Raw genomic sequence first — 19,001 nt, 5'->3', positions numbered from 1 at the left:
CCAACCCTCTCCAGCAGGAGAGGGAGCTTTTATCTAACCAGACTAAGGAGACAAACATGCAGCAAAAATCGGCAACAACCCGTGTAAAAATCCACGATATTATCCAGGCCCGCTGGAGTCCCAGGGCTTTTGATGCTGACAAACCGGTAAGTCATGACGATTTGCTGGCGCTGCTGGAAGCCGCGCATTGGGCGCCGTCTTGTTTTAACGACCAGCCTTGGCGGTTTGTGGTGTGCGATAAAGTCACCGATGAAACCGGCTGGCAACATGCGTTTTCAATCCTGGCTGAAAAGAACCGGCGATGGGCGAAGAACGCCCCGGTGTTGATACTTGCTGTGGCAATGGAAAATTTCAATCATAACGGCCAACCTAACCGCTGGGCGATGTATGACACCGGAGCGGCCAGCGTCAGCTTGTGCTTGCAGGCTACTGCGATGGGAATGTGTGTACATCAAATGGGCGGTTTCGATGCTGAAAAAGCCCGAGAGGTTTTTAATCTTCCGGGCGATTGCAGGCCGATGGCAATGATGGCCGTCGGCTATCAGGCCGATGCGGATGTGCTTGATGACGACTTCAAGGAAACCGAATTAGCCGCTCGTTCCAGGGCTGCACTAAATGAGCGCTTTTATGCGGGGCAATGGGGCAGGGGAGTTGAATGATTTGTAAAATGCTGGACTTGATCGGACAATTGCCAAGGCTGAAGCAGAGCAGGTTTTCTTCAATGAACCACTACTTGTAATTGACGATACTAAACACAGTCAAGGCGAGTGCCGCTTTCACGCACTAGGTAAGACAAACAAAGTTCGGACGTTGCATATCACATTCACCCTGCGTAATGCTGGCGAGAGTATACGTGTTATATCAGCCAGAGACATGCACAGAAAGGAGCGCAAAATTTATGAGCAAACAACTTAAAACAATTCCAAAATTCGCCAATGAAGCCGAAGAGCAGGCGTTTTGGGAAACGCATGATTCCACAGACTATATGGATTGGACGAAAGCCCAGCGGATAGTGCTCCCTAACTTAAAGCCAACGACAAAAACCATTTCACTGAGACTTCCTCAGCACCTTCTTGATTCGATTAAAGCCGCCGCTAATTCGCGGGATGTACCCTACCAGTCACTTATAAAAGTATGGTTACAGGAAAAGTTGCATAGCCAGTGATAGAGTGAGACCGTCGCTTTCAACCGGAAATGGTCATTGGTGAGCCGTTTTTAATCTTCCGGGCGATTGCAGGCCGATGGCAATGATGGCCGTCGGCTACCAAGCCGAGGCGGATGTACTTGATGACGATTTTAAGGAAACCGAATTAGCTGCTCTTTCCAGGGCAGCGCTAAATGAACGCTTTTATGCGGGGCAATGGGGCAGGGAGTTGAATGATTTGTAAAACTCTGGACTTGATCTGACAATTGCCAAAATTAGCCTCAACTGCATCAGATATTGACTGACTCAGTTCGCCCCTCTTTGAGACATTCGGATATGGATTTGAACTTTCCGATACCGGTCATTGGCAAAGTAGCACTATCGGTCCATTACTGACATTCCGGTCTTGCCTCCCCCGCCGGTGTTCTTCATTGTACACCGGAACTTTTTTGCATAGGGCGCATTATGCGAGGTCGTTTACATATTCGTTTTAAAAGAGACCACCTTTACTTATTGATGGGCAATCTCCAACAGAACATCTCCAATTATTTCCAAGTCTTTTCATAGGGACTAATTGTTTATGTTTTACTTGGCATGTTGGGCAATAGCGAATATTAGTTTTTTCATCAATCCAACATCCTTCAGTATCTTTAAATTTAAGTTTAGGCTTAAAAATAAAGTAAACACCTATATTCGTTATAACCAATGCTAAACATATTAACGATAAAACTAATCCAATTACGCCTGTAGGGTCCTCAAAATATTTTGAAAGACTATTTTTTAGCCAAAAGAATGCAATTAGCAAGATTGGCCATGTCGAAATTACTATTATTTTCGCTTTATAAACAGCCACACTTCTTAATGTATCAAATAAGAATTTTTTCATTGTTTCCATTACATGCACTATATTTTAAATAAGAATAACTCGCAACAAAGGCAAGGGCAGGGGTAAGTGGTACTGTCCTTTAGTATAATTTTTGAGACTTTACCTTGTTATTAAACATACGTGCAAACAATTGCGTAATATTGCGCTGGTTCCCAAGCTCCAGCTTGGGAACCCAGTGTCGGAAGCTCCAGCTTCCCGAGCAACTCACCACGACCGAATCACCTCAATCAAACCGTCTTGACCGGCATAATTGCGCGCACTGGAATAACGCCAATGTTCCGGCTGGTCCACGTAGCCCCGCTTGACAGGATTGTGATGAATGTAATCCAGCTTTTGACGCATAACCGCCTCAGATTCGATGATTTGCGGATGATTGCCTTCTTCCCAAACCTGATAAGTGGTCTCCTGCTTATGGGCGCGTTTAAAAAACGCCAGCAACTCCAACAGCTTGACCGAGCGGCGTTGTTCCAGATGCGCGACGATTTGTTTTGCCGTGTAGGATTTAAAGCGCTGCATGTCATGGCTCAAATTATCAGACGCGGCGATAAGATGCAGATGATTTTCAAGAATGACGTAACCGTAGAGTCGAAAGCCTGCGTCCCGCTGTAAAAAACGCCAAGAATCCAGAATGATGTTCACGGTTTCCGGGCGGGTAAACAACGGCAGCCAGTGGTTTACCGTTGCAGTCAGGAAGTGTGGGCACGGGTCGCATTGGATGCGGTAGTGGCTTCTGGGCATGGTTGTGCTCCTTTGTGGTGAGAGTAGACGGGAAGCTGGAGCTTCCACGACTGGGTTCCCAAGCTGGAGCTTGGGAACCAGCGGATCGCTGGGATTTGGAATATTTTCACATCCTCTTGAGCTTGGGAACCTGCGGAACATGAAAATCACCGGCTCATCCGGTGATTTATTGGTTAAATTTCAGGTTTTATGTATTTTTTCATGAAAACATATTGTTGACTTGGTCCGGCCTCATTCACAGGCACTTGATAGCTCTAATTTTTAGAATTGAGTTGTCCACATGCTGCTAATACATCATCGCCTTTAGCACTTCTTATTAAAGTCGGGATTTTAAAAGTATCTAAGACTTCTTTAAACTTTTCAATTTTATCCAAATCAGGATGATTATAATGTGATCCTGGGAATGAGTTAAAAGGAATTAAGTTTATATAAGCCCTTTTACCAGCCAGTATCGTTCCCAATTTTTTAGCATCATCTGGAGAATCATTAAAATCTTTTATCAGAATATATTCATAAGTAATAAATTGCTTTTTATTTAAAGGTATCTTGTCAATAGTTGCCAACACTTCATCCAGCGGATATTTCATATTAATGGGAATAAGTTCATTCCTCTTTTCTTTAAAGGGTGAATGAAGAGATAACGCAAGGTTCACTCCAGGAATTTCCTGGCTCCATCTTTTAAGTCCGGGAATATAACCAGCCGTTGAAATAGTAATTTTTTGAACGCCGATTGAAGTTCCGTGTTTTGATAAAAATATTTCGCACGCTTTTTTGACGGCATCAAAATTATGTAAAGGTTCGCCTTGTCCCATAAAAACAATATTTAAGATTCTCTCTTCTCCAGGCCTGTTTTTCGCTAACCAACGCCAGGCCTGTAGAAACTGGCCAACAATTTCACTTGTCGTCAAATTTCTTTTAAGTCCTTGTTTTCCGGTAAAACAAAAAGAACAATTCATTGCACAGCCAACCTGCGATGAAAGGCAAATTGAATATTTATTATGAAACGGAATAAGGACGGTTTCAATTTTATGATTGTCTTTAAGCTTAAAAAGAAATTTTACTGTTCGATCTTTTTTTGACTCATGAACCGTATCGATTTCGGGTAGGGAAAAGTCGAAATTATTTTGAAAAAAGGCCGATGAACATTTGGAAATCTTATCAAGGCATTGAGCATTTTCTTTTTTCTTATAATGCCAATTAAAAAGAACTGTCGCTGCTGAGGGGTTTAAATTATTCTGATTTATAATTGTTTCTAAATCGGAATAATTTAGGTCATAAAAGGATTGTTTCAGAAAATGTCTCCTGGCAATATCAAATACCAATGGTTTGAAATATTGGATTTGATAACGTAATTATATTGAACCTGTTTATAAGGTTTGATTTTTGTGATGCGCAGAGGGTAATGCTTTTTATCATATATAGGCTTCCAGACTTTCGCCCAAGCTTTACCGTACTTCATTCTGCCATTATTCATCGTCATAAAGCCGCCAGTCACTACAGGCAGTTTATGGCCCAACTGAGACCGTCAGTGTCAGGTTCAATCTAAACAAATGGTAACTACTCAGCAAATCGAAAATCGCGGAGAACTTGCTCCCTCTCCTGATGGAGAGGGCCGGGGTGAGGAGAATTTAAATAGCAAAAAGCTTTATTTTGATTCTCCTCACCCTACCCTCTCCAGCAGGAGAGGGATGTTGTGCTTCGTGCTGAATAGTTACAACAAATGTTTTGAAACTGGCAGATCAAGTTCAGCGCTTTACAAATAATGGTCTACTCATCGGTTTCATCGGCAAGCTTTCCGCTCCCGTTGCTGCGCAATGTGGTTACAGTTTCGTGTAACCGCAACAGAGCGGATTCAAGGTTCTCTACGTCCTCCGGGGAGTAGTCATTAAATATCCGGTTAATGAATACCAGATGCTCGGGAAAAGTGCGTTCGTATAAAGCCTCACCCGTCGCAGTCAATCGCACAATCTGGCTGCGGCCGTCCGTTTCCGAAGCCACCCGTTGCACCAGTCCTTTATCTTCCAGACGGCTGATTACGCCGGTTAACGTCCCTTTGGTAATTAATGTTTTCTCGCCCAGTTTTTTGAAAGTCATACCGGGCGTGTCGCCTAAGGTGATGATGATGTCGTATTGCGGCAGCGTCAGATCCAGCGTGTGAACATGGGTTGCTGCATAGGCTAAAAACGCTTGATGCGTCCTTAATAGTTCACGCAGCACGGTTGGGAATGTTGAGGTAGAAGTCATATTTTTACAGTTTATTGTTTTAGCTAGTACGAAATAGTAACCCTAACTAAATTTAACCTCAAGACTTTTAAAGATTATGCAGCAAGTCGGTAAGCTCATCACATCCGCTCTACCGTCAAAACATTTATCTTATTTATTGCCTATGCACCGGGTTATTTTTGGTGTTTTCGGCAAGACTTGCCGACGATGCAGCTTCAGGCGAGCGTAGTCAGGGACTGCTTAATTTTGTATGCATGCGAGTATAATACTTTGATAAATAACAGTTATATCGACAAGTGCGAGTGGGGTTGCCGACTGGAAAAACAGGTCCCATAAAAAATTAGTCCTGATTAGAACAAATAATAGTTCTAATCAGGACTAAATCTGCTAGACTATAACCATACCTAGCGAAGGACTCGAATCTTTCTTACAGCAAAGTTCATGAATCGTTAAGTATCAATATTCTGTTTATCAACTATGAGGTTTACCCCCATGAACACATTGAAAAAAATCCTGGCTACTATTGTTATGACTGCAATGACATCAACCGCTTTTGCGGTAGCGAATCCTTCGTATGAAGACGTTAGGGCGGCTATCGACAATACGCTGGCGAAAGTGGAAGAGGCTAAAGCCGCTCTGGACACTGGAGCTAGCAACGAAGCGGTTATCGATATGGTCACCGATGCCCGCCAATTGCAAAAAGATATTGCCAATAACGTACTTGATTTAAAACGCAATCAAGCCAGCAATGTGTTGAAGCAAGCGCGCACGGCTTTGTCGAACAATGAGCCGCAAGCGGCGAAAGAGTCTTTGGCTGATGCCTTAAACCGGTATAAAGAAATCAAACAGCTCTACGCGGCTAACCACTAATCGCTCTAAATAAAGGATGGCCGTAAAGCCATCCTTTATTGTCTCGGGGAAATGGTTGCCTGCGACTTTACACCGGGACTCCATTTTTTTAAGACTCTCATCATCAATAAAGTCAGTGCATTTGATGCGCGTGTGCTGACCTTGGACACCAAGTCCGAGCGTTTCTTACCTCCGAAATAACGTGATTGTAGATTCGTTCGCCAAGTGGCGAATCGGTGATGCGGGTCTTTTTTATACCACGGTCGGTGGCGACGAATACGAGGCTAACCTCCGTCTTGAAAGGCGAAAAAAACCAAACATCGAATCAGCGCATTTTTGCCCTTTGCCTTAAGAGGCGACGCCCATGAAAAAATTATTAATCCCTCTGTTGTTCATACTGGTTGTGATCGGCATTACGATGTTTGCGGCGTTTAATGCCACTTCTTTTGCATACAATCAGCAAAACGAGATTCCCTATTCGGAATTTATCGAGGCGGTGCGTAACAACGCGGTTACAGAACGAACATCAGCCCCCAGGCAGCGGACCGCTGGTTTTGTCCTGAACCCGGAATTGGCTAGCCGTTATCTAAGGAAGTGCTGAACATATTGATTCCGTTCGTCCTGAGCCTGTCGAAGTTACCCTTACCATTGCCGTTGAAGCCGTCAAGGAATAAACCTTTGGTTAAAGCCCCATATCAGAATATAAATAAACAACGGTAACAGGTTACTGTTATCGTTATTAAGGAGTACGACGCGCCTGCTCGCGCGTTGTAACGATTCGTCGCCGACTTTCCAGACCGCCCTCATCGTGGATTTGAGACGCTTACTTGCATCAGGTTACACAAGTATCATCTGGTAACACGGGGCGATCACAGTAATACGCACATTGGCCAAGCAATCATGAACAGCGAATCAAATAGTTTACCCAGTTCTGTTGTGTACCTTTCTCATGGAGGAGGACCTTTACCCTTGCTTGGAGATAAAGGCCACCGGAACATGATCAATATTATTAGGGAGATTACTCGAACACTTGCAAAGCCCCGCGCTATTTTAGTCATTAGCGCGCATTGGGAAGAGGGGAAGCCAACCATTACCAGCGGGGCATCTCCTGCATTGATATACGATTATTATGGGTTTCCCAAAGAATCCTATGAAATCGAGTATTCTGCACCGGGCTCGCCTGAGCTGGCGAATAAGATTTTTAATCTGTTGGAAAAAGCCGGTATTGACGCAAAGTTAGACAACCGGCGAGGTTTTGATCATGGTTTATTTGTGCCATTAAAGCTTATGTATCCCAATGCAAATATCCCCTGTGTCCAATTGTCTCTGGTCGATAGCTTGCAGCCCGAAGAGCATATCCAGATTGGCAAGGCCTTAGCTGATTTGAGACAAGAGAACATTCTTGTTATTGGTTCCGGGTTTTCATTCCATAATCTCAAGGAATTTTTTGCGCCATCGACAAAAGAAGCCCGATCTATGAATGAGTCCTTCGAGCAATGGCTGATTGATACCTGCTCTAACAGTCAGTTGACTGAAGCGGAGCGGGAACACCGGTTGAAAAACTGGGATAGCGCCCCGGCCGCAAGATTCTGCCATCCAAGAGCTGAGCACTTACTGCCCTTACACGTTTGCTATGGCGTCGCCGGCACTGCGGCAAAAAGAGTATTCGAGTTTGAAATAATGGGAAAAATGGCGAGTGCTTATCTTTGGTAAAACGATTTTATTCAAAACAAAACATAAAAAACTATTTGGGGGGAGATACCGTTAAACTAAGGATCGTGCATAAATTAATTTAGGCAATTACCATGAAGAGCATGAAGGACATGAAGACTTAAACCTTTCATGCCGCTTCATGTCCTTCATGGTTAAAAAATGAAAAATAAAACTTGCTCAAGTTATTTCATGCACGTTCCTAAGGGTTCGCGGGTGTGCCAAATCGCTCTCTCCTAGAAATAGTACACTCAGAACTTATTTTGACTCCGTTGCTTTGCTTGGGCAGGCAAGCCGCTATTAATCATCAGACATTCATGCAATTTTTTGTTAAACCCAATCCTTTTCTCAAGCTGTTATCTTTTCGCGTCATAATCGTCCTCGCCTACCAAATAATGGCGATCGTGGTGGGTTGGCATATTTACGAGCTGACGCATGACACACTGGCCCTGGGTCTGGTCGGATTGGCTGAGGTCGTTCCCTACTTCTGTTGCGCGTTGTTTGCCGGTTATGCGGTAGATCACCATTCTCGGCGCATGTTCGGTGTGTTCGCCTGCTTGATGCTGTTTCTGACCGCGTTGACACTGACAGCAGTGGCGGCAGGTTGGATAGGCGGCAATCCTGCGTTGTGGATCTACGGCTCTATCGCCTTTACCGGAGTGGCGCGCGCGTTTATCGGTCCGTCGTATAGCGCGATGTTCGCCTTGGTTTTACAGCGCGAACACTATGCCAGGGCCTCGGGAATCGGCAGTGCCGTGTTCCAGTTTGGACTCGTGGTCGGGCCTGCGATAGGTGGCATCCTGGTCGGATGGGCAGGCAAGACTGCCGCTTACGGCGTTGCAGCCGGCCTGTGTCTGGTTGCCGCAGTGGCGTTGCTGTCACTGCGTGTCGAGGAACCTCCCGCAGCGGCCAGCGCACCTATTTTCACCAGCATCGCCGAAGGATTGCGTTTCGTGTTCAGCAACCAGATCATCTTGGGCGCGCAGTCGCTGGACATGTTCGCCGTGCTGTTCGGGGGCGCGGTTTCCATGCTGCCTGCGTTCATTCACGACATCTTTCATTACGGTCCCGAGGGGCTCGGGATTCTTCGCGCCGCGCCGGCCGTCGGCGCCGTGGTAACCGGGCTAGTGCTAGCCCGCCATCCGATCAACCTGCACGCCGGGCGTTGGCTGCTGACAGCTGTGGCAGGGTTCGGCTTCTGCATGATTTTCTTTGCCATATCAACAAACTTCTGGGTTGCCGGGCTGGCGTTGATACTTTCCGGTGTTTGCGACGGAGTCTCCGTGGTTATGCGCACGACCATTATGCAACTGGCGACGCCCGATGCCATGCGTGGCAGGGTTTCCGCTATCAACGGCATCTTTATCGGCTCATCCAACGAGCTGGGAGCTTTTGAATCGGGTATTGCTGCGCGCCTGATGGGGCTGGCGCCGTCGGTAGTGTTCGGCGGAGTGATGACCTTGACTGTAGTTGCCGCGACGGCAAAACTGGCGCCGAAACTGCGCCGGTTGGAGCTTCACCAACTGCATTGATCCTGTTGATCATGCGTTGCAAAAAAACGCCTGGGAGTCTGTCTAATTTAGCGAATTGATATGAATGTTATTCCGCTGGTTATAGGAAAAGGCCGTTTGATGACGTTAAAAAACCATTTTGATAAATATTTCGAAATCAATACACTCTAATAATATCCACCCGAGAGATCGGAACAATATCTATCCGACAGACTCCTAGCGTAGATTTATCAGCGCAACCAATTGTTCTTCATCGATAGGTCTGGTTAAGCAGTAATCGAATCCGGCGGCCAACGCTTCGGTCTTTTGGTTGCTGTCGGCAAACGTGCTGATGGCGGCGACTTTTAGCGGGTTATGTCGGCTTCTGAGGATTTTTATCATCTCCAGTCCCGACATGACCGGCATGCTGAGATCGATCAGCGCCATTTGATAGCGGTTTTCGCTGATAAATTGCAACGCTTCGGCGCCGTCGGCGGCGGCGTCTACGGTGTAGCCGCTCAGTTCAAGCATGTTGCCCAATATCAGCCGGTTTATTTCACTGTCATCGGCAATTAAAATGCGGTTTTCTGCCTGGAGCAGGTTCTGAGTATCTATAGCTTGTTTTATCTGCATGATTGACGACCTGCTTAATTGCGCTGTCCTGTTGTGTTCCTGACATAATGCGCCCCTGAAACCCAGGTAATCAGGCTGGTGGGGCATCAGTGCGGCTATATCGTCCAGTCTGAGCGAACCGGCCAGTCCGCAGAGCAGTTGCCGGTCTTTTGCCAGACCGGCAAATCGGGCTATGCCGGTTTTCGCCATGACCTGGGTTAAAGAACCGTTGCCCTTGTTCATGGTGTCGAGCATGACGCCTTTGAAACCGGCATCGGCGAGCGAGTCTACCACGGCTAAATCCGGTTGGGTATCGGCGAATAATACGGCGATTAAGTTCAGCGTTTGCGGCAACGTAGCGAGTTTTTCAATCGTTCCCTGCCAGTCGCCGCCGGGGAAAAAACCGATTTTGACATAATCGACGCCGGTTTCGGCCATCGCCTCGACTGCCCGGTAGACAAGCTCCGGCTGCATCGGCAGGTCGCCAACGGTTGCGCTGACGGGACAACGGCCATCGATTTCATCAACAATGGTTTTGACCAGGTCTGTTTCCAGCGCGCCCAAAGCGCCTAAAGCCGGTTGTTTCAGGTCGATAATATCGACGTTCGCGCTTAGCGCCTGCAAGGCTTCTTCTACGCTGTTGACGCTGGCGAGCATTCCGGTCATGGCTTAACTCCGGTTTTTGCCTCAGCCGTTTTCGCTTGGTTTACTGTATGGTTTTCAATGACAGACATCAACCAACCCCAGGCTTCCAGCTCCCGGTCCCCGGCTGTTTTTTCCAGGCCGATGCGCAGATAGTCGATTTCAGCTTGTATTTTTTCCAGCGGAAGCATGTTTAATCGGCTGATTAAAATCGCCGCTTCCAGCACCGAATACTGGGCGCGGTTAAAGCCTTTAAAGGGCGCATGATTAACGGTATGCACGGCTTTACAGAATAATTTGGGCCGGGTCTCGTCGTCTTCGACGCGAACCAGTTCGACTTCGGTATGGGCCAATGTGCAGGCCAGCACTTGACCGTTGATTTTCTTCGCCGGTTTTAACTGCCAGTCGCGCCGCCCGGTCAGGCAGCCGGCAAATACCCGCACGTCGTCGCAATAATTGATAACTGCGGTTTTGCTGTCCAGCAGGTTATTGAGCGTGGTTGAAGGGCGGAACGGCAGGATGATGAATTCGTCTTGCGCTTCAGCGGATAAATGTATGCCCATAGGCGCAATATGCGCCACGCCTGAACTGTTTTGGGTGGTGACTATGGTTTCTTGAATCATTAGTGCTTTTTTATCGCCAGGGATGGTGTGTATGCCGCAGGCCCGCCGGGAGCGGGCGCGGCGAAAGTGGTTCCGGCCGGTTTAAAGGTGTGCAGGTCGACGGTGGATTCTGAGGTGTCGGTTGCGCAGCCCCATTGCAGTGCTTGATCCTGGGTGTAGCGTTTGCCTAACTGCCAGGCTATTTCGGCGCGGGCCAGTTCAACGCCCAGGTAAAAAGCGTGGCCGCCGTCGTTTTCGACATGCAGTTTTGGAAACAGGTCGAATGGATCGGTGGCGCTGTGCAATCCGTCTCGGTTAAAAATATGTACGCCTTCGGTGCTGATTTGTACGCGGTAACTGGGGTCTTTGATTTGCCCGGCCAGTTCCTTGATTTCATCCAGACTGTAAGGGAAGGGCGAGGTTTCATGCAAGGCCATTAAACCCGGATCGATATGTTTGGGCAGCATGTTATGCTCTTTCGCCGCAAACATGATGCGGCGGGCCAGATCGGCTTCCTTGACCGCCCGGCAGGCATGCTTGCTGACTTCGGTCGCCAGAATGCTGTTGATGTTGAGTTCCGAGCAGATGCCCAGCAGCAACGCATTCATGCCTACGGTATCGGCATGGGTCAGTTCGGTGATATTGCCGACGCCGAGCATCATTTCAATATCGGGATGCTTCTTCCTGACCTCGTGATAGCGCACGATGGATTGCGTGAAGCCGAAGTGCAGCGGGTCTAAAATCGGGTCGACGATAAAGTCCCGGTTTTTTGCCTGCATGATTTTTATAGCCCGGTCCAGCGAAGCCAAGTCTTCATGTTTTTCCGGGATTAAAATCGGCGTCGCCGCGACTTCGTCGGCAACCCATAACGTGCTTTCGTGCAAGCTGAGCATGTAGTCCGCGCCCGCCTTGCCGCCCCTGAGCAAGTCGTCCGACTCCAACGAATCGATGCTGACGGTAAAGCCTTCCTGTTTCAAGGTGCGGATGATGTCTTCCATGTGCGGAAAATCGGTGCTCGGCAGACAGCCTATGTCGATCACGTCAGCGCCATTGTGCTTGTAGTAATAGGCGCGTTTGACCACCTCTTCGACGCTGACATTGGGCGCATCGACGATTTCGGCGAAGATTTTGACGTTGTAGTTGTTTAAATCAATCTTGTGTGCGGCGTGGCCGAAAAACATCGGCAAGTCTTTCAGTTCGTCCGGGCCGCGCTCAATCGGCATGCCTAAGTCTTTGGACAAGGCTTCCAGATCGCCGCGGCAGCGTCCGGGCACCAGTATGCGGTCGGCGCCGAAAGTGTCGGTCAAGCGGCGGCCTATCATGTCTGCGGTCATCAACGCCGCGACTTTAAGCCCCAGCTGATGCACGGTATAGGTGAATTTCGGCTGCATTTTTTCGAGGATGCTACGCAGCTGCTTTTCCGCCAGTTTGCCGGTAAGAAAGAGGATATGTTCGCTCATGTTAACGATTGTAGCCGTTCTTTGACTTTGACGATCAATTCATCGACGCTTTCAACGACGCTCGTGTATTCAAAGGTGCGCAATTTGGCCGTGCCTTCCAGATCGATTTTACGCGGATAAACCATGACTTTGCCGCCCGGCGCGGTGGTTTCCATTTCCGGCGCTATATCGCAGGGGTAGACAATGCTCGGAACCTTGCATTTTCCGGCTTGGGAGTAAAGATTGGTCACCAAGGAGTCGGCAATGCCCAGCACGCATTTTGCTACCGTGTTCGACGTGGTCGGCGCCATCACAAAGGTATGGTAATGGCCCTTGTAAAAATGCCCGACCGGCGGCGCTGAGGCGGCTTTATCGCGGTACACCGGCATTTTTTTTCGAACGTCATCGAGATTGACGCCATACATTTTTAACACCTCTTCACCGGCCTGACTCAGATACAGATCAACTTCATCCAGCGTCAGCAGGAAGTCCAGGCATTCTTCTATGTAATGGCCGGAGCCGGTAATGGCCCAGGCTAATCGTGATTTAGGCATTAAATTCAATCAGGGTCGAAAACATTTGGTTATTATACATGAATCAAAACATCGATCTTGCGCACAGGAGCTTTTAGGGAATGTTCAGTAATATCAACAAGCCATTAATTATGGGGATTTTAAATATAACCCCGGACAGTTTTTCCGATGGCGGCAAATACTCGGGACTCGATGCCGCGATGCGGCAGGTTGAGCTGATGCTGGCCGAAGGCGTGGATATTATCGATATTGGTGGAGAGTCAACCCGCCCCGGCGCTGAAAGGGTTGCGGCTGCTGAACAGATTTCGCGGGTCGTTCCGGTGATTAAAGCGATCAGGCAACAAGCCTACGATGTTCTGATCAGCATCGATACGACATTAAGCGAGGTCGCCAAAGCGGCGCTGGATGCCGGAGCCGATATAATCAACGATGTTGCCGGGGGCAGGGAGGATGCAGCAATCCTGACGCTGGCAGCCCAAACCGGTGCGCCGATTATTTTGATGCACAGCAAGGGAGACCCAAAAACCATGCAGGACAATCCGCATTATCAAAATGTGGTTCAGGAAGTGCTCGATGTGCTGAATGAAAGCATCGATGCGGCATTAAAAGCAGGCGTTAAACAACAAGCGATTGCGATCGATCCGGGCATAGGTTTCGGCAAACGCAAGCAGGATAATCTCGATCTGCTGGCGCATCTTGACAGGTTCGTGGCAACGGGTTTCCCGGTGTTGCTGGGTACCAGCCGCAAGCGCTTTATGGGGACGATTTGCGATGTGACCGAGCCCTCTGAACTGGTTACCGCCACCGCCGTGACCACGGCTTTAGGCGTGATGGCGGGCGTACAGATGTTTCGGGTGCATGATGTCAAGGAAAACCGGCAGGCGGTCGATGTGGCCTGGGCCATTAAACAGAGCAGATAGGGTGGGCGGGCTTTTTTGCCCACCCTTGTCCATTTCTTATTTATCAGGTGTATAGGTATTTTGACTGCTTTTGGCGGCGGTGTCTGTTGGGTGAGTCTCTGACGGAGCGCGATAATCGCCTTCAGATAGATAGGTAAGAAACATCGGCAATAATACAAGAATGGATAAAACTAACGCCAGGCCGCCGATAAATAACAACAGCGTTTTAATGTTGCCTGCAACATTTTCTGCAATATCGTCTGAATCGGTTGAGGACAAGGGTTGGTTTGGATGTTCGTCTTGGTTTGGCATGATAATCTCCCGGTAACTAATTGAAAGAAAAATGAAATACCACCAGATATTTGAGGCTGGTATCCAGCATGCTAGCCGCATCGTGGTTTTACCGCAACTACTTCTTGATGCCATCAAAAGACTACAGGTCAGTCAGCGTTAGCGATGTTTTTTGCCCCGTTCCTTGGCGTGGGTTGTTTAAAATTTAAATTATATGAATAAAGATAAATTTTTAAGATTTATAATTACCGGCCTCAATCGGCTTATTGCCAGTGCGGTTGCTGAAAAGGTCTCGGCTCTTGCAACGGAAGATTATTTACGGCAACGCGCGCAACGGGCCGATAAGCAGGCTTTTCAAGGTTTGTTGGCTAAGGTACCAAGTCGTGAAGCGGTTTTGAGCGATGAGTTGTAAACAAGTTAATTAAGAGGTGTCATGAGTATGAACCTAGAGGCAAGAATTACCTATAATCCGCTTCAATGCGGGGGCAAACCTTGTGTTCGTAATATGAGAATTCGGGTTAGCGATATTTTGCAAATGTTGGGTGAAGGCGTCAGTACCGAGGAGATTTTGCAAGATTTTCCCGATTTAGAGCTGCAAGACATTCAGGCTTGCCTGCTGTATGCTGCGCGTCGGGTGAATTTGGAACGGTTGGCAGCGTGATTTTTTGGATTGATGCACAACTGCCGCCGCAATTGGCTAGCTGGCTTAGCCAGACGTTTAAGGTAGAAGCCTATGCTTTACGTGACTTGCAGTTACGCGATGCCGAAGATGAACGGATTTTTCAAAAAGCGCGTCAGCAAGGTATCGTGCTCATCAGCAAAGACAGTGATTTCGTCGAGATGGTGTTGCGTTTGGGTACGCCTCCGCAACTGCTTTGGGTGACTTGCGGCAATGTGACCAACCGTCGCTTGCAAAATCTTTTGACTCAGGTGTTTCCTCGGGCACTGGAATTACTGGTATCGGGTGAAGCGATTGTTGAAATAGCCGACCTTGAAAAGACTTAAATATTGAAGTTTTGATATGACAATTGGATAACGATGTGGAAAAAGATGTTATGAATCGGCTCAACTGCGCAAACGAATGCGTCAGGAAAGCCTGGAGAGGACTCGCGCCTTGCGCGTGGATTTATCCAAGGATGGCTTGAATTTATGATCATGCAGGGAAATTTTGAACAACTGCCGTTAAAGGATTTTACCGAAAAAGCCTATCTGGATTATTCCATGTATGTGATTTTGGACCGGGCTTTGCCGAATATTGCCGACGGCTTAAAACCGGTGCAGCGGCGTATCGTTTATGCGATGTCCGAATTGGGCTTGACCTCGGCGGCCAAGTTTAAGAAATCGGCCAGAACCGTCGGCGACGTGCTGGGTAAATATCACCCGCACGGCGATTCCGCCTGCTATGAAGCGATGGTGCTGATGGCGCAGGACTTTTCTTACCGTTATCCGCTGGTTGACGGGCAGGGCAACTGGGGTTCCCCTGACGATCCCAAATCCTTTGCCGCGATGCGTTACACCGAATCGCGCCTGACCGCCTATGCGCAAACCTTGCTCAGCGAATTGGGGCAGGGTACGGTCGAATGGGCGGACAATTTCGACGCCACCTTAAAAGAACCGGTGCTGTTGCCTGCGCGGTTGCCGAATATATTGTTGAACGGCACGATGGGCATCGCGGTCGGCATGGCGACCGATATACCGCCGCATAATCTGCGCGAAGTCGCCAATGCCTGCATCCAGTTGTTGGACGACCCGGACAGTACGCTGGAATCGCTGTTCACCCATATCAAAGGCCCGGATTACCCGACCGATGCGGAAATCATTACCCCGGCCGACGAGATACAAAAAATGTACATCAGTGGCGGCGGTTCGATCAAAATGCGTGCCAAATACGAGCAGGAAGACGGCAATATCGTGATCACCGCACTGCCGCATCAGGTTTCGGGGGCTAAATTGCTGGAACAGATAGCCGCGCAAATGCTGGCGAAAAAGCTGCCGATGATTGAAGATTTGCGGGACGAATCGGATCACGAGAATCCGACCCGCCTGCTGGTGATTCCACGCTCGAAACGGGTCGATGCGGACGAGGTGATGTCGCATCTGTTCGCGACGACCGATCTGGAAAAAAGCTATCGCGTTAACATGAACATGATCGGCCTGGACGGGCGGCCCAAGGTTAAAGGGCTCCGTGACATCCTGGTCGAATGGCTGGCGTTCCGTACCGAGACGGTGCGCAGACGTCTGCAATACCGGCTGGATAAGGTGTTGGCGCGGCTGCATATCCTGGACGGCTTGCTGATTGCCTACCTGAATATCGACGAAGTCATCGCGATTATCCGCAATGAAGACCATCCCAAGCCGGTGCTGATGGAGCGCTTCGGTATCACCGACATTCAGGCCGAAGCGATACTGGAATTGAAGTTACGGCATCTGGCCAAGCTTGAAGAGATAAAGATTCGCGGCGAGCAGGATGAGCTGGAGCTGGAGCGCGCCGCGCTGGAAAAAACCCTGGGTTCGCCGCGCTTGCTGAATCGCCTGATCAGGAAAGAATTGGAGCGCGATGCGGAAAAATACGGCGACGACCGCCGCTCGCCGATTGTCGCCAGGGATGCGGCGCAGGCGCTGGAAACAACGGCGTTGATAAGCAACGAGCCGCTAACCGTCATCCTGTCGGAAAAGGGTTGGATCAGGGCCGCAAAGGGCCATGACATCGATGTCGCCAGCCTGAGCTACCGCTCCGGCGACGGCTTCCTGGATGCGGTCAAGTGCCGGACCACGCAACCGGTTTATATCCTCGACTCCACCGGCCGGGCTTACAGCACTGCCACGCACGATCTGCCGTCGGCCAGGACTCAGGGCGAACCGTTGACGGGACGACTGAATCCGCCGCCGGGTTCGTTATTTTTGCATCTGCTGGCAGGTCAGCCTGACGATTGGTATGTGCTTGCCAGCCATTTCGGTTACGGCTTCAGGGTTCAGTTGAAAGAATTGTTGAGCAAGAACAAGGCCGGTAAATTGCTGATCACGCTGCCGGATGGCGCCAAGGTGTTAAAACCCGCGCCGATACATAACGAATCCGATTCGCTCGCGGTGGTGACCTTGCAAGGCCGCCTGCTGATTTTTCCGGTGGCCGAGCTGCCTGCGCTGGCGAAAGGCAAAGGCAATAAGCTGATTCAAATTCCGAGCGCCGATCTGACCGGCGGAAAAGATTACGTGGTCGCTGCGGTGGCGCTGCCTGAAAACGGCCAGTTGAGAATCATTGCCGGTAAACGGCAGTTAACGCTTAAGGGTGCGGATATTGAGCATTATTCCGGCAGCCGCGCCAAACGGGGATTGGCGTTGCCCAGAGGCTTTCAGCGGGTTGACGGCTTGGAGTCCGAGTGATTTGCGGTTTATTGGAGCTTACTTTTTATCGGACGTTTTCAGCCTGACGATAAGACGCCGGTAATCATCCTCGCTTAACACATCGTTCATTATCAGCACGGACCGCTTTTTTGCATCGCGGTTAAAATGCAGAAATATAGCGAAGGTGGTGATGACGGTTGAATCCAGAATTTGAATCTGTTCAAAGTCGTTGCCGACGGAGAGCTCCCAGCCGAATGTCTCGGACTGTTTGATGTTGTACCGTTGGTTTTTTACGCGTTTGAAAATAAACCGAAGATGTACGCAAATGCCGGTCAACAGGGCCAATTTGACGGCAATCGGTAACGCATTGGCGATGCTTGAGGCCAATGCCAGCGCATGCATCACGACCAGCAGCTGTTTTAACCGCACGGATGGTTTAAGTTCCACCCGCAGTGTGGGTTCGGTTTTCTTTGGCAAGTTCGGCCGCTCCTGTGTTATTGCCGCTTGATAATAGGCGTATTTCAATGCAAAGCAAGATTACACCGGTTTTTTGTCTTTGTTCAAACAGCGATATAATCAACGCACTTTAAAATCTATTGTTTTGTATATTGATGAATCCTAATTGGAAAAACTTTCTGCTTGCTGAACATGCAATATTTGACAACGATACCGACATCGTTTTTCCATCGTCCAGGCATGGAGGTGATAAGCGTATTTATCCGGTTTCGTATCTGGGCGTTTTGACGATTGCAGGAAAAGATGCGGAAAAATTCTTGCAGGGGCAGATCACCTGCAATATTAACGACATTACGGACACGCAAAGCAGCCTGGGGGCAATGTGCAATCCCAAGGGCAGGGCGATTACCACTTTTTTACTGGTTAAAAACGCCGATGCTTTTTTGATGATTTTGCCTAAAGAATTATTGGCGGCGGTCAAAAAAAGACTACAGATGTATGTGCTGCGGTCGGATGTAGTTTTAACGGACAGCTCGGATGATTTGTGTTTAATCGGCTTGAGCCTGCAATCTGGCGATGCGCCCGAACACCGCTTCGCGACAACTCGGCAGGAAAATATCGTGGTTGACTTTCAGGATCGACGTCTGGTTATCGCCGAGGCCGATAACGCCCAAGCTCTTTGGGCGGAACAGCTTAAACAAGGTTTCCAGCCTGAGAGTTCGGCGCAATGGCGCTATCTCGATATTATCTCAGGGGTTCCGTGGCTTACTGCGGAAACATCGGAAGAGTTTATTCCGCAGATGCTTAACCTGGATAAACTGGGCGGCATTAGTTTCAATAAAGGCTGTTATACCGGCCAGGAAATTGTTGCCCGGACTCATTATTTGGGCAAGACAAAAAGGGAAATGTTTCTGGCCGAATGCGACGTCTCGGCAGCTCCTGAGCCTAATTCAACAATCATCGACGACAGCGGACAAAGCATAGGTAAGGTGCTGTATGCCCAGAATGGGCCGAATAGCTGCAAGATGCTGATTGTTCTGCAAGTTTCCGAGACCCATACTTATAATCTCAGGTTGGAAAATCCTCGTCGGGATGAAATAATTTTATTAAGCGCATGATTTAATTGGTATTATTCGACAAGGTAA

The 19,001-nt window shown here is 48.7% G+C and carries 24 protein-coding genes; 14 read left to right on the top strand and 10 right to left on the bottom strand.

All coding sequences use genetic code 11. From position 1 onward, the window contains the following. Positions 1-56: 56 nt before the first annotated feature. The 4 genes from B0F88_RS11090 to B0F88_RS11075 all read left to right on the top strand — a co-directional run bounded on the left by B0F88_RS11090 (position 57) and on the right by B0F88_RS11075 (position 1,388). Positions 57-659, top strand: coding sequence for a nitroreductase family protein (locus tag B0F88_RS11090; protein ID WP_104423999.1), 603 nt, complete (start codon positions 57-59; stop codon positions 657-659). Between the two features lie 28 nt (positions 660-687). Next, the gene (locus B0F88_RS19910) at positions 688-915 is read left to right on the top strand and encodes a BrnT family toxin (protein ID WP_104423998.1); all 228 of its coding nucleotides are present in this window, start codon (positions 688-690) and stop codon (positions 913-915) included. Beyond that, complete coding sequence (locus B0F88_RS11080; RefSeq protein ID WP_104423997.1) at positions 899-1,165, top strand: BrnA antitoxin family protein; 267 nt, start codon at positions 899-901, stop codon at positions 1,163-1,165. The genes B0F88_RS19910 and B0F88_RS11080 overlap by 17 nt, the downstream gene beginning before the upstream one ends. Before the next feature lie 76 nt (positions 1,166-1,241). Next, entirely contained in the window at positions 1,242-1,388 is a 147-nt protein-coding gene (locus B0F88_RS11075; RefSeq protein ID WP_258076630.1) for a hypothetical protein, read from the top strand. Between the two features lie 246 nt (positions 1,389-1,634). On the opposite strand, the gene B0F88_RS19220 is transcribed toward B0F88_RS11075, so the two are convergent. From B0F88_RS19220 to B0F88_RS11060, 4 genes are all read right to left on the bottom strand, one after another. Next, positions 1,635-2,039, bottom strand: a complete 405-nt coding sequence (locus B0F88_RS19220) for a hypothetical protein (RefSeq protein ID WP_181049888.1) — start codon at positions 2,037-2,039, stop codon at positions 1,635-1,637. A gap of 195 nt (positions 2,040-2,234) precedes the next feature. After that, a complete protein-coding gene (locus B0F88_RS11070) occupies positions 2,235-2,768 on the bottom strand; it encodes an REP-associated tyrosine transposase (protein ID WP_104423996.1) in 534 nt (177 codons plus the stop codon). A gap of 254 nt (positions 2,769-3,022) precedes the next feature. Then, positions 3,023-4,090 (bottom strand): 23S rRNA (adenine(2503)-C(2))-methyltransferase RlmN, encoded by a 1,068-nt coding sequence (gene rlmN, locus B0F88_RS11065; protein ID WP_258076629.1) that lies wholly within the window; start codon positions 4,088-4,090, stop codon positions 3,023-3,025. A gap of 445 nt (positions 4,091-4,535) precedes the next feature. Next, on the bottom strand, positions 4,536-5,012 hold the full coding sequence (locus B0F88_RS11060; protein ID WP_104423995.1) for a MarR family winged helix-turn-helix transcriptional regulator: 477 nt from the start codon (positions 5,010-5,012) through the stop codon (positions 4,536-4,538). A 471-nt stretch (positions 5,013-5,483) separates the two neighbouring features. On the opposite strand from B0F88_RS11060, the gene B0F88_RS11055 reads away from it, so the two are divergent. The 4 genes from B0F88_RS11055 (at position 5,484) to B0F88_RS11035 (ending at position 9,082) form a co-directional block, all read left to right on the top strand. Then, the gene (locus tag B0F88_RS11055; protein ID WP_104423994.1) at positions 5,484-5,861 is read left to right on the top strand and encodes a hypothetical protein; all 378 of its coding nucleotides are present in this window, start codon (positions 5,484-5,486) and stop codon (positions 5,859-5,861) included. A gap of 343 nt (positions 5,862-6,204) precedes the next feature. After that, entirely contained in the window at positions 6,205-6,441 is a 237-nt protein-coding gene (locus B0F88_RS11045) for an ATP-dependent metallopeptidase FtsH/Yme1/Tma family protein (RefSeq protein WP_104423993.1), read from the top strand. Positions 6,442-6,740: 299 nt separating this feature from the next. Continuing rightward, positions 6,741-7,553: a DODA-type extradiol aromatic ring-opening family dioxygenase gene (locus tag B0F88_RS11040; RefSeq protein ID WP_104423992.1), complete on the top strand. Its 813-nt coding sequence runs from the start codon at positions 6,741-6,743 to the stop codon at positions 7,551-7,553. A gap of 260 nt (positions 7,554-7,813) precedes the next feature. Further along, a complete protein-coding gene (locus tag B0F88_RS11035; protein ID WP_258076628.1) occupies positions 7,814-9,082 on the top strand; it encodes an MFS transporter in 1,269 nt (422 codons plus the stop codon). A gap of 195 nt (positions 9,083-9,277) precedes the next feature. On the opposite strand, the gene B0F88_RS19850 is transcribed toward B0F88_RS11035, so the two are convergent. The 4 genes from B0F88_RS19850 to B0F88_RS11015 are packed head-to-tail and all read right to left on the bottom strand — an operon-like array spanning position 9,278 to position 12,889. Then, the gene (locus B0F88_RS19850) at positions 9,278-10,318 is read right to left on the bottom strand and encodes a (5-formylfuran-3-yl)methyl phosphate synthase (protein ID WP_181049887.1); all 1,041 of its coding nucleotides are present in this window, start codon (positions 10,316-10,318) and stop codon (positions 9,278-9,280) included. Beyond that, the gene (locus tag B0F88_RS11025) at positions 10,315-10,917 is read right to left on the bottom strand and encodes a DUF447 domain-containing protein (RefSeq protein ID WP_104423990.1); all 603 of its coding nucleotides are present in this window, start codon (positions 10,915-10,917) and stop codon (positions 10,315-10,317) included. Before B0F88_RS11025 ends, B0F88_RS19850 begins: the two co-directional genes overlap by 4 nt. Then, complete coding sequence (locus tag B0F88_RS11020) at positions 10,917-12,356, bottom strand: DUF6513 domain-containing protein (protein ID WP_104423989.1); 1,440 nt, start codon at positions 12,354-12,356, stop codon at positions 10,917-10,919. Before B0F88_RS11020 ends, B0F88_RS11025 begins: the two co-directional genes overlap by 1 nt. Further along, positions 12,353-12,889 carry a flavoprotein gene (locus B0F88_RS11015; protein WP_104423988.1) on the bottom strand — a complete coding sequence of 179 codons (537 nt, stop codon included), beginning with the start codon at positions 12,887-12,889 and terminating at the stop codon, positions 12,353-12,355. The genes B0F88_RS11020 and B0F88_RS11015 overlap by 4 nt, the downstream gene beginning before the upstream one ends. Positions 12,890-12,969: 80 nt before the next feature. Here B0F88_RS11015 and folP point away from each other — a divergent pair, with 80 nt between their 5' ends. Continuing rightward, a complete protein-coding gene (folP, locus tag B0F88_RS11010) occupies positions 12,970-13,788 on the top strand; it encodes a dihydropteroate synthase (RefSeq protein ID WP_104423987.1) in 819 nt (272 codons plus the stop codon). A 36-nt stretch (positions 13,789-13,824) separates the two neighbouring features. On the opposite strand, the gene B0F88_RS11005 is transcribed toward folP, so the two are convergent. After that, on the bottom strand, positions 13,825-14,079 hold the full coding sequence (locus B0F88_RS11005) for a hypothetical protein (RefSeq protein ID WP_104423986.1): 255 nt from the start codon (positions 14,077-14,079) through the stop codon (positions 13,825-13,827). Between the two features lie 193 nt (positions 14,080-14,272). Here B0F88_RS11005 and B0F88_RS11000 point away from each other — a divergent pair, with 193 nt between their 5' ends. The 4 genes from B0F88_RS11000 (at position 14,273) to parC (ending at position 17,439) form a co-directional block, all read left to right on the top strand. Further along, the gene (locus B0F88_RS11000) at positions 14,273-14,470 is read left to right on the top strand and encodes a hypothetical protein (RefSeq protein WP_181049886.1); all 198 of its coding nucleotides are present in this window, start codon (positions 14,273-14,275) and stop codon (positions 14,468-14,470) included. A 21-nt stretch (positions 14,471-14,491) separates the two neighbouring features. Next, positions 14,492-14,719 carry a DUF433 domain-containing protein gene (locus B0F88_RS10995; protein ID WP_258076627.1) on the top strand — a complete coding sequence of 76 codons (228 nt, stop codon included), beginning with the start codon at positions 14,492-14,494 and terminating at the stop codon, positions 14,717-14,719. Then, on the top strand, positions 14,716-15,063 hold the full coding sequence (locus tag B0F88_RS10990) for a DUF5615 family PIN-like protein (RefSeq protein WP_104423984.1): 348 nt from the start codon (positions 14,716-14,718) through the stop codon (positions 15,061-15,063). The genes B0F88_RS10995 and B0F88_RS10990 overlap by 4 nt, the downstream gene beginning before the upstream one ends. 144 nt (positions 15,064-15,207) lie before the next feature. Next, positions 15,208-17,439 carry a DNA topoisomerase IV subunit A gene (parC, locus tag B0F88_RS10985; RefSeq protein WP_104423983.1) on the top strand — a complete coding sequence of 744 codons (2,232 nt, stop codon included), beginning with the start codon at positions 15,208-15,210 and terminating at the stop codon, positions 17,437-17,439. An 18-nt stretch (positions 17,440-17,457) separates the two neighbouring features. Here parC and B0F88_RS10980 read toward each other — a convergent pair whose 3' ends face one another. After that, on the bottom strand, positions 17,458-17,877 hold the full coding sequence (locus B0F88_RS10980) for a protein YgfX (protein ID WP_104424085.1): 420 nt from the start codon (positions 17,875-17,877) through the stop codon (positions 17,458-17,460). 134 nt (positions 17,878-18,011) lie between these two features. Here B0F88_RS10980 and ygfZ point away from each other — a divergent pair, with 134 nt between their 5' ends. Beyond that, positions 18,012-18,974: a CAF17-like 4Fe-4S cluster assembly/insertion protein YgfZ gene (ygfZ, locus tag B0F88_RS10975; protein WP_104423982.1), complete on the top strand. Its 963-nt coding sequence runs from the start codon at positions 18,012-18,014 to the stop codon at positions 18,972-18,974. Positions 18,975-19,001: the final 27 nt, after the last annotated feature.

Origin of the sequence: Methylobacter tundripaludum (genome assembly GCF_002934365.1) — a bacterium.
Classification (GTDB): Bacteria; Pseudomonadota; Gammaproteobacteria; order Methylococcales; family Methylomonadaceae; genus Methylobacter_A; species Methylobacter_A tundripaludum_A.
The sequence above is the reverse complement of the archived record's forward strand: the minus strand, read 5'-3'. Positions and strand labels throughout refer to the sequence as shown.

Coding starts and splice junctions, on each gene's coding strand:
- B0F88_RS19850 (WP_181049887.1), bottom strand. CDS start 10,318: ATGACCGGAATGCTCGCCAGCGTCAACAGCGTAGAAGAAGCCTTGCAG.
- B0F88_RS11045 (WP_104423993.1), top strand. CDS start 6,205: ATGAAAAAATTATTAATCCCTCTGTTGTTCATACTGGTTGTGATCGGC.
- B0F88_RS11005 (WP_104423986.1), bottom strand. CDS start 14,079: ATGCCAAACCAAGACGAACATCCAAACCAACCCTTGTCCTCAACCGAT.
- B0F88_RS19220 (WP_181049888.1), bottom strand. CDS start 2,039: ATGGAAACAATGAAAAAATTCTTATTTGATACATTAAGAAGTGTGGCT.
- B0F88_RS11060 (WP_104423995.1), bottom strand. CDS start 5,012: ATGACTTCTACCTCAACATTCCCAACCGTGCTGCGTGAACTATTAAGG.
- parC (WP_104423983.1), top strand. CDS start 15,208: ATGATCATGCAGGGAAATTTTGAACAACTGCCGTTAAAGGATTTTACC.
- B0F88_RS11055 (WP_104423994.1), top strand. CDS start 5,484: ATGAACACATTGAAAAAAATCCTGGCTACTATTGTTATGACTGCAATG.
- B0F88_RS10995 (WP_258076627.1), top strand. CDS start 14,492: ATGAGTATGAACCTAGAGGCAAGAATTACCTATAATCCGCTTCAATGC.
- B0F88_RS11070 (WP_104423996.1), bottom strand. CDS start 2,768: ATGCCCAGAAGCCACTACCGCATCCAATGCGACCCGTGCCCACACTTC.
- B0F88_RS11020 (WP_104423989.1), bottom strand. CDS start 12,356: ATGAGCGAACATATCCTCTTTCTTACCGGCAAACTGGCGGAAAAGCAG.
- B0F88_RS11025 (WP_104423990.1), bottom strand. CDS start 10,917: ATGATTCAAGAAACCATAGTCACCACCCAAAACAGTTCAGGCGTGGCG.
- B0F88_RS11080 (WP_104423997.1), top strand. CDS start 899: ATGAGCAAACAACTTAAAACAATTCCAAAATTCGCCAATGAAGCCGAA.
- B0F88_RS11015 (WP_104423988.1), bottom strand. CDS start 12,889: ATGCCTAAATCACGATTAGCCTGGGCCATTACCGGCTCCGGCCATTAC.
- B0F88_RS11040 (WP_104423992.1), top strand. CDS start 6,741: ATGAACAGCGAATCAAATAGTTTACCCAGTTCTGTTGTGTACCTTTCT.
- B0F88_RS11090 (WP_104423999.1), top strand. CDS start 57: ATGCAGCAAAAATCGGCAACAACCCGTGTAAAAATCCACGATATTATC.
- folP (WP_104423987.1), top strand. CDS start 12,970: ATGTTCAGTAATATCAACAAGCCATTAATTATGGGGATTTTAAATATA.
- B0F88_RS11000 (WP_181049886.1), top strand. CDS start 14,273: ATGAATAAAGATAAATTTTTAAGATTTATAATTACCGGCCTCAATCGG.
- ygfZ (WP_104423982.1), top strand. CDS start 18,012: ATGAATCCTAATTGGAAAAACTTTCTGCTTGCTGAACATGCAATATTT.
- B0F88_RS11075 (WP_258076630.1), top strand. CDS start 1,242: ATGGCAATGATGGCCGTCGGCTACCAAGCCGAGGCGGATGTACTTGAT.